We start from the raw sequence: 9,033 nt of genomic DNA, 5'->3' as shown, positions 1-9,033 counted from the left end.
TTGAGAGGCTAGGACTTTTGTCCCAGTCTCTTTCTTTTTTCCCTCCAGATTTTTGCTAAAAAATATGATATAATGATGAAAAAATAAGAAAAGAGAAAACCATGACCATTCCAAGTTTTGGTGAAAAGAAACAAGATGTGACCTATGTCAATCGCTATGGTGTCTACGCTGTTATTCCCAATAAGGACAAGGATCAGATCATCCTCGTTCAAGCTCCAAATGGGGCTTGGTTCTTGCCTGGCGGGGAAATTGAGGCAGGTGAAGATCACTTACAAGCTCTGAAACGGGAACTGATCGAAGAATTAGGCTTTACCGCTGTTTTAGGGCAATACTATGGCCAAGCAGATGAGTATTTCTATTCTAGCCACCGCGATACCTACTACTACAATCCTGCCTATATTTATGAAGTGGTAGACTATACAGAAGCTCAAAAACCACTGGAAGATTTTAACAATCTTGCTTGGTTTCCTGTAGATGAAGCTATTAAAAAACTCAAACGTGGCAGTCATAAATGGGGCATTGAACAGTGGAAAAATACCCATAAAAACTAAAGGACTTCTTTCACAAAATAAAAAAAAGTGCTATAATAAATGAAGATAGAGGTCAGGAGGAACTCATATGAAGCTCATTAATACCACCAATAGTCATGCTGCACTGGTCAAGAGCCAACTTGCCAGCACTGACGCCTTACTTGTCGAGGTTTATTCCGCGGGCAATACTGATGTTGTTTTTACACAAGCCCCAACTCACTATGAATTATTGATCAGTAACAAACACCGTGCTATTCGTGAAACTGAAGTAGAATTAATTCGTGAGTTCTTTTTAAAACGTAAGATTGATCTTCAAAACATTGACCAATCCGCTATTAAAACCCTCTACTCTGATAAACTAATTGAAATTTCCTTTCCAATTACTAAGTAAGGCCAATTTGCCTTGCTTTTTTCTTTGGTATCTTTTTCCAAAAAAAATCCTTTCACCTCGATTATGAGATGAAAGGATTCTTTATTTCTGAAAGATCATTTTTACGTGAGGGGTAGAAGCCAAGATAAAGGGCTCGCTCACCGTTTGAAAACCTAATTTTTCATACAAGCCTACCACCTGTTCTTGAGCCTCAATTTCAATGGTCCGTCCAGGAAATCTCTGTTCACACAGGTCCAAAATCTGCTCTACCATGTCTTTTGCCAGTCCTTGGCCACGACTGTCTTTGGCTACAGCCACTCGGCCAAAATGAATCGTCAGTCCCGTTGCGAATATGCGAGCATAGGCATCCACACGTCCTTCCCTATTTTGATGAAAAAGATGGATAGATCGATAATCAACATCATCGAGATCATTGTAGATCCTAATTTGTTCTACGACAAAGGTCTCTAATCGCAGCTGAACGATCTCGTAAAACTCTTTCAGTTCTAGTTCCTTAAATTCTTTCTGGTACCACATAACTTCCTCTTTATTGAAAAGTCGCAAGGAGACTCTCTCCCTGCGATTTTTCATTTCTTATTATTTTGCTTCAAATCCTTCTGCGACTGCGTCCGCAAAGTTCTCTTCGACAATGCTTGCACAGTGATCACAGATGGTTGCGTGGTAGTGGCGTTCTGCAGTTGTTGGATCGATACGACGGCAACGGTCACAAACTTCACCAGCTGCACGTTCAACAGTGAAGGCAACATCTTCGAAGGCCACTGCACCTTCTGGAGCTGAACCTTCTGCAATGGTCAACTCAGAAACAATCAAGAGTTGAGCGACATTGCTATCAACAGCTCCAAGAAGTGTTTTCACAACTTCATTTGGATAAACTGTCAAGTGAGCTTCTAGTGATTTACCAATCACTTTTTCATTACGTGCTTCTTCCAAGGCTTTTTGAGCTTGACCACGGAAGTCCATGAAGGCTGACCAAGTATCCAAGATTTCTTCTTGGTTGGCAAATGTTTCTGCTTCTGGCAATTCTGATAATTGAACAAAATCCTCTGCTTCAAACTCAAGGTATGACCAAATTTCTTCAGCAGTGTGAGGAAGAATTGGCGTCAAGAGTTTAGTGATTTTCACAAGGATGTCATAGAAGACTGTTTGCATTTGACGGCGTTCAAGGGATTTTGCACCTTCAATATAGACAACATCTTTGGCAAAGTCAAGGTAGAAGGCAGACAAATCAACGTTGATAAAGTTGACTAGCGCTTTGTAGATCGTCAAGAATTCGAAGTTGGTATAAGCATCACGAATCGTCTTAACAAGTTGGTTAAAGCGAATGGTCATGTACTTGTCAACTGAACGAAGCTCGTCGTAAGCAACTGTATCCTCAGCTGGATTAAAGTCAGAAGTATTGGCAATCAAGAAACGAAGGGTATTCCGGATCTTACGGTAAGTCTCAGACACTTGGCTCAAGATATCCATTGAGATACGCACGTCATTGCTTGAGTCTACACTGGTTACCCAGAGACGCAAGATTTCAGCACCAAATTGCTTTTCAACATCACTTGGAGCAATGGTATTTCCAAGAGATTTAGACATCTTCTCACCTTTCCCATCCAAAGCGAAACCTTGAGACAAGATTTGTTTGTATGGTGCGACACCATGGTTCGCCACAGATGTGATGAGTGATGAGTTGAACCAACCACGGTATTGGTCAGAACCTTCAAGGTAGAGGTCGGCTGGGTATTTGAGTTCTGGACGGTTAACCACAACCCCATTCCATGATGAACCTGAGTCAAACCAGACGTCCATGATGTCAGTTTCTTTTGTAAATTCGCCATTTGGTGAACCTGGATGCGTAAATCCTTCTGGCAAGAGGTCTTTCGCTTCACGCTGCCACCAGATGATGGAACCATGTTCTTCAAAGAGTTGCGCTACATGTTCGATGGTTTCAGCTGTCATGATTGGCGTTCCGTCTTCTGCATAGAAGATTGGAAGAGGCACACCCCAGGCACGTTGACGAGAGATGACCCAGTCACCACGGTCACGAATCATGTTGTAAAGACGGACTTTCCCCCATTCTGAGTGGAACTTCACTTTTTCAATTTCGTCCAAGATATCTTGACGGAATTTCGATACTGAGGCAAACCATTGTGGAACTGCACGCCAGATAATTGGTTTTTTCGTCCGCCAGTCAAATGGGTAGGAGTGAGAAATTTCTTCTTGAGCAAGGAGTAAATCGCCAAGTTTTTCGATAACTGTTGGAACAACCTTGTCATAGAACTGACCTGCAAAGTCAGGGCCAGCATTCTCCATCATGATTCCTCGTTCGTTAACAGTAACAGCAACTTCGAGACCATTAGCAATCCCTACATTGTAGTCATCCTCACCAAAACCAGGAGCGGTATGGACGATACCAGTACCTGAATCAAGCGTTACATGCTCACCAAGGATCACCAATTCATCCACTTCAGGATCCCATGGGTGTTCTGTAACAATATGGTTCAATTCTTTCCCTTGGTAAGTCGCAAGGACTTCAGCATTTTCCCAACCGAATTTTTCAGAAAGGCTTGGCAAGAGCTCAGATGCTACAACATACTTGCGGTCAGATCCAGCAGGTTTCACTACGACATAATCAAACTCTGCACCCACCGTCAATCCACGAGAAGCTGTAACCGTAAATGGAGTTGTTGTCCAAACAACGATGTAGGTATCTGTATCTAGGACACCCTTACCATCTTTAACCTTGTTCGCATAGTAAAGAGACGTTGATACCAAATCATGGTATTCAATCTCTGCTTCAGCGAGGGCTGATTCAGAAGACCAAGACCAGTAAACTGGCTTAGCCCCACGGTAGATATAGCCTTTATTGGCCATTTCACCAAAGACGCGGATCTGTGCTGCTTCATAGTCAGGCGTCAAGGTTACATAAGGATGATCCCAATCACCTGAAACACCTAAGCGTTTGAAGTCTTCGCGTTGTTTATCTACTTGAGAAAGCGCATATTCACGGCAGAGTTTCAAATACTCAACCAAGTCCATTTCTTTACGTTTCACACCTTGTTTGGCTAAGACTTGCTCAATTGGCAAACCATGGGTATCCCAACCTGGAATATAAGGAGCGTAAAATCCTGACATAGACTTAGAACGAACGATGATATCTTTTGAGATCTTGTTCATGGCATGCCCTACGTGAATATTTCCGTTGGCATAGGGAGGGCCATCATGAAGCGTAAAATGCGGTTTCCCTTCATTCAACTCTTGACGGCGTTGATACAATTTTGCATCTTCCCATTCTTTTTGCCAAACTGGTTCCTTCGTTGGAAGCCCAGCCCGCATTGGAAAAGCTGTTTTTCCAAGATTCAATGTTTCTTTGAGTTTCATTGTGTCTCCTTATTGATTTAAAAAGCTATAAAAAAACACGAGCATCCTAAAAAGGACGATTGCTCGTGGTACCACCTTTGTTCGAGAAGTCGCAAACGACTTTCTCCTCTCATCCCGTAACGAGGGAAACGTCCGTTCTTACTCAAGGGTTCAGAACGAATACTGTAAAAGGATCATCCATTAAGAGGGAGTGCAGATCTTCCACCATCATCTGCTCGCTAGACCTATCATTAATGGACCTGTTTTTACAAAATTATAAAATATTGACAGATTCACGATTTGCATCATCTTCTGGTTGAACAGTTTCTTCAACCTCAACGACTTCCTCATTTTCATGACGAGCGTGCTCTGCTTCTTCTAAAGCGGATTGAACTTTTTCATTCAAACCTTCAAACGCTTGTGTTGCACCCAATTCTAAATTAGCAGCTTCGATGCGTTTTTGCAATTCTTCGATTTCAGCTGGAGAGAATTGACGAGTCAAATCAATGTTATCATCTTCTGCATGATGATGGTGAACTGATTCACCCAAAGCTTTCTCCACAATTTCACGGAAAGCTTCATCACTTGTTTGAATGTACATAGCTGTTGGACGAAGAATTTCATCCCATTCAGGTGTATCGATAATGCTCAATTGGCTTTCGATGGTTGATTTCAAACGTTGATGGAAGACGCGTGTCTTGTTCTTCAATTCCTCTGTTTCAACGGCAACCTTCTTGGCATTATCCGTTGCATGACGAAGGATTTCATTTGCTTTTTGTTTTGCTTCATCTACTAAGTGCTGTGCATCTTGTTCAGCTTGACGAACAATATTTTCAGAACGTTCGTTAGCGGCTTGTTTGACACGTTCCGCAGTATCTTGTGCAATCAAAACAGATTGACTCAATGAATCTTTCATTTCATCAAAATAGTTTAAGCGTTCTTCAAGAGCTTGAATTTTTGCTTCTTGATCATGATTTAAACGAACAAGATCTTCATAATCGCGAACAACGATATCTAGAAATTCTTCTACTTCGTTCGCATCATACCCTCTAAATTTAACGCCAAAAGTTTTATCTTTAATTTCTAAAGCAGTAAGAGCCATAACTCCTCCTCATTTTTTACTTAAGAGTACTTCAACAGTTATTTTATATTTTCCACTCTTTGAAATACCATTTTCAGAAACAATTTTAAGACGCCCAAAGCGTCGGACACTGACTAAATCATTCAGACCTACAGCATAGCTAACATTGGAAGTAGTAGCATAGTTAACTTTCACTAAACCAGAACTAATCAACTGACTAGCTTGTGAGCGTGAAAGCTTGAAGGTCCCAGCAATCACCTTATCTAACCGATAACTCGACACGAGAATATCTCGCTGCTGGCTTTCTTCCTCTACGATCATTTGTTCAGAGAGAGGAACTTCCCTCAGCTTAACAGGTACCCGAGAAATTTTCTGGATGTGATCCATGAAATAGGGAACAAAACGCTGTTCAACAAATACTTGGATCTTTTCATCACTCGTTAGAATATCTCCAAAGGACTTGCGTTCCACACCTAATTGGTGAACAATGGTCCCCAGTACCTGGGAATGGGTCAAGTGATGAAATTTTGAAGCATAGACCATTTCCAATAGGGCCAGATCAAAGTCACTTGGATCTAATTGGTAATAATCTGGAGCAACAATAACCTTGGCATACTCCATTTTCTGCTCATCGCTGGAAGCAAAGACCTGTAATTGGTAGCTTGCCGCGACATTTCGTAAAATAGTGACCTGATGAGGGTTTAAAAAGCCCGTCACCTCAACAGAATAGCGTTCCACCACTCTTTCAGACAATTCAATACAACGATCAATGAATTCGTGATCTTCGCGATTGAAATGTTGGTAAATCTCTGTCTGTCCCATCGTTTTCTACCCAATCAAAAGTAGGAACAAGCGGGCTAATAACTGATTCATCAAGTTCAAGACCAAAAGTGCTACAAGAACCGTAAAATCCAAGCCCCCAAACTGTAATGGTAACTTTCTAAAAAGGCTCAAAAATGGTTCAACTAGGCGGTGAACCATTTGTCCAAGAGTACTCTGAGGTGCCCCAGGGAACCAAGATAGTAAGGCATAGATGACAAGAATGATGGAATAGATTTGAATGATATTTGATAAGTATTGAAAGATAACCATCTTAACGATTACGTTTCATATCATAGTCAAATTCTGTCACTTCCACATCATTTGGAAGGCGGATATCTTCAATGTTAACAACTACATTAATTGGAGTCAACAAGTACATGGTACTTGCAACACGACGAAGATTTCCTGCTAAAACATAACGAGCCCCATCCAAATAATCTAAACAACGACGTGCTTGTACTTCTGTCATATATTGGAAGTCAATCAAGATACTCTCATTAGATAGTAATAGATCAACAATTTCAGTCGCTTCCTCGTATTTGCGGGGATAGCGTACATCAATGGTAATCTTTTCATCTGTATTCGCACGATTAGCAGCCAATTCACGTTGACGTTCATGCAAACGAGTAATATTTTCAGATGTATTTTTCGTTGTTGAAACAGGTTCCTTCACTGCCGCTGTAGACACTGGAGTCGTAACAGGTGCGACAGGAGTCGGTTTTGGTTTTACTGGTTCTCTTTGACTAATCTGTGGACGTGGAGAAGTCACTTGAGGAGTCGGCTGTGGCTGTGGAACTGGTTGTGTTTCCGCCCCAGCTGCTTTTGCCTCGCGAACTTCTACTTCTTCACCGTCTTCTGTGAAGTAGTCAATAAAGTTGTTAAATTTATCTTTTAATGACATAGTTCTTTCCTATTTAAAAAATGATGTCCCAATTCTAACATAAGTCGCTCCGTTCGCAATGGCTACTTCAAAGTCACGACTCATACCCATACTTAGTTCTGAAAAAGGCATATTTTTTAATTGTTTCTTTTCTAGTTGTTTCTGAAGTTGGTGAGTTTTTGAAAAAATATCCTGCAACTCTTCTTGACTAGCCTCAAAAGGAGCCATCGTCATTAAACCAACAATTTCAATTTTGTCCAGCTGTGCGATTTCCGCTAAAAAATCACCCAGTTCATCGGGTGCAAATCCATGCTTACTTTCTTCTCCAGAAATGTTCACTTGGAGGAAACACTTGATCGGGTGTTCTGCTCGCTTTTGAATTTCTTGAGCCAGCTTCACCGAATCCAAGGCATGAAAGTAATCGACGAGATTGATCACGTCTTTTACTTTCCGCCGTTGGAGGCTCCCAATCAAGTGCCAAGTGAGATCATACTCTTTTAGAGCTTGATACTTTTCTAGGAATTTATCAACACGATTTTCACCGATATGTTGGATACCTGTTTTCACCAGTGCTTCTGTTGTAGCAACATCCACATACTTGGTGACAGCTATCACATTAACTTGATCTTGACGGTTAGCTTTGTTTCTTGCTGTTTCTACTTGTTGCCGAACAAGATCAGCATTCTCTACCAGATTCATGATTAACGATTCCGGAAGAATGGTGGTGTTTCCAATTCATCATCATCTGAAGATGAATCTACGTAACGATCAACTTGATGTGTTGATGTTGGTTCAGTTTGGCGAACGATATTCTCACGACGAATATCCCAATCACCAAAGGCTGAGCCACGGTTTGGTTCTACCGCTGGACGACTTGGAGTTGTTGGCAATTCAACATCTTGTTTCAAATCAAATTCACGGTCAAATGGTGCAGCTTGTGGGCGTTGTTCACGTGGTCCTGTTTTATAAGGACGTTGTGAGGAAGCAATTCCGCTAACGCGTTCTACCTTGTCTTGACGGACACCAGTTGCAACAACCGTCACGCGGATTTCATCTTTAAGAGATTCATCAATAGATGTACCCAACCAGATGTTCACTCCGTGACCTGCAGCTTGGTTCACAATTTCTGAAGCTTCTTCAGCTTCGATCAATGTCATATCCAAACCACCTGTTACGTTGACGATCACGTCTTCTGCACCATCAATTGTAGTTTCAAGAAGTGGAGAGTAAATGGCTTTACGAGCCGCTTCGATAACGCGTTCTTCACCGCTACCAACACCAATACCCATGAGGGCATTTCCTTTGTTTTCCATAACAGTCTTCACGTCTGCAAAGTCAAGGTTGATCAATCCAGGACTTGTGATCAAGTCAGTGATCCCTTGAACACCTTGACGAAGAACGTTATCTGCTTCACTCAAAGCTTCAAGAAGCGGTGTCTTCTTGTCTACAATTTCAAGCAAGTTGTTATTAGAAATAATCAACAATGTATCTACATGTTCGCGAAGTTCGTTGATCCCATCAATAGCGAAGTTACCACGTTTTGACCCCTCAAACCCGAATGGACGAGTGACAACCGCTACTGTCAAAGCACCTACAGCTTTGGCAATACGAGCGATGACTGGTGCAGCACCTGTACCAGATCCTCCACCCATCCCTGCAGTGATGAAGACCATGTCTGCACCTTGCAAAGCTTCTGTTAACACTTCTTCGCTTTCTTCAGCTGCCTTACGACCAACTTCAGGTTGACCTCCAGCACCCAATCCACGAGTCAATTTTGGACCCAATTGGATAACTGTTTCAGCTTTTGCACTTGAAAGTGCTTGAACATCTGTATTAGCTGCGATGAATTCTACACCGGCAACGCCTTCGTCAATCATACGATTGATGGCGTTACCGCCACCGCCACCGACACCGATTACTTTAATTACTGCACCTTGTGCCGCTGCTGTGTCAAATGAAAATGTCATAAATACTTACACTC

10 protein-coding genes are annotated in these 9,033 nt (G+C 41.8%); 2 read left to right on the top strand and 8 right to left on the bottom strand.

Going from position 1 to position 9,033, the window contains the following annotated elements; genetic code table 11:
• Positions 1 to 101 precede the first annotated feature (101 nt).
• Together HMPREF2893_RS00330 and HMPREF2893_RS00325 are read left to right on the top strand one after the other, a co-directional pair.
• On the top strand, positions 102 to 551 hold the full coding sequence (locus HMPREF2893_RS00330) for an NUDIX hydrolase (protein WP_070673763.1): 450 nt from the start codon (positions 102 to 104) through the stop codon (positions 549 to 551).
• A gap of 67 nt (positions 552 to 618) precedes the next feature.
• Complete coding sequence (locus HMPREF2893_RS00325; RefSeq protein WP_021152773.1) at positions 619 to 921, top strand: DUF1827 family protein; 303 nt, start codon at positions 619 to 621, stop codon at positions 919 to 921.
• Between the two features lie 81 nt (positions 922 to 1,002).
• On the opposite strand, the gene HMPREF2893_RS00320 is transcribed toward HMPREF2893_RS00325, so the two are convergent.
• From HMPREF2893_RS00320 to ftsZ, 8 genes are all read right to left on the bottom strand, one after another.
• Positions 1,003 to 1,437: a GNAT family N-acetyltransferase gene (locus HMPREF2893_RS00320; RefSeq protein ID WP_070673762.1), complete on the bottom strand. Its 435-nt coding sequence runs from the start codon at positions 1,435 to 1,437 to the stop codon at positions 1,003 to 1,005.
• Between the two features lie 60 nt (positions 1,438 to 1,497).
• The gene (gene ileS / locus HMPREF2893_RS00315) at positions 1,498 to 4,290 is read right to left on the bottom strand and encodes an isoleucine--tRNA ligase (protein WP_070673761.1); all 2,793 of its coding nucleotides are present in this window, start codon (positions 4,288 to 4,290) and stop codon (positions 1,498 to 1,500) included.
• Positions 4,291 to 4,543: 253 nt separating this feature from the next.
• Complete coding sequence (locus HMPREF2893_RS00310; RefSeq protein WP_021152770.1) at positions 4,544 to 5,371, bottom strand: DivIVA domain-containing protein; 828 nt, start codon at positions 5,369 to 5,371, stop codon at positions 4,544 to 4,546.
• 9 nt (positions 5,372 to 5,380) lie between these two features.
• Entirely contained in the window at positions 5,381 to 6,172 is a 792-nt protein-coding gene (locus tag HMPREF2893_RS00305; protein WP_070673760.1) for a YlmH family RNA-binding protein, read from the bottom strand.
• 6 nt (positions 6,173 to 6,178) lie between these two features.
• On the bottom strand, positions 6,179 to 6,442 hold the full coding sequence (locus tag HMPREF2893_RS00300) for a YggT family protein (protein ID WP_003011858.1): 264 nt from the start codon (positions 6,440 to 6,442) through the stop codon (positions 6,179 to 6,181).
• 1 nt (position 6,443) lies between these two features.
• On the bottom strand, positions 6,444 to 7,073 hold the full coding sequence (locus HMPREF2893_RS00295; RefSeq protein WP_003005962.1) for a cell division protein SepF: 630 nt from the start codon (positions 7,071 to 7,073) through the stop codon (positions 6,444 to 6,446).
• 9 nt (positions 7,074 to 7,082) lie between these two features.
• The gene (locus HMPREF2893_RS00290) at positions 7,083 to 7,751 is read right to left on the bottom strand and encodes a YggS family pyridoxal phosphate-dependent enzyme (RefSeq protein WP_070673759.1); all 669 of its coding nucleotides are present in this window, start codon (positions 7,749 to 7,751) and stop codon (positions 7,083 to 7,085) included.
• A 2-nt stretch (positions 7,752 to 7,753) separates the two neighbouring features.
• Complete coding sequence (gene ftsZ / locus HMPREF2893_RS00285) at positions 7,754 to 9,019, bottom strand: cell division protein FtsZ (RefSeq protein WP_045759167.1); 1,266 nt, start codon at positions 9,017 to 9,019, stop codon at positions 7,754 to 7,756.
• Between the last annotated feature and the right edge of the window lie 14 nt (positions 9,020 to 9,033).

The organism is Streptococcus sp. HMSC072C09 (assembly GCF_001813105.1).
Classification (GTDB): Bacteria; Bacillota; Bacilli; order Lactobacillales; family Streptococcaceae; genus Streptococcus.
This window is presented reverse-complemented; position numbering and strand designations above follow the sequence as displayed.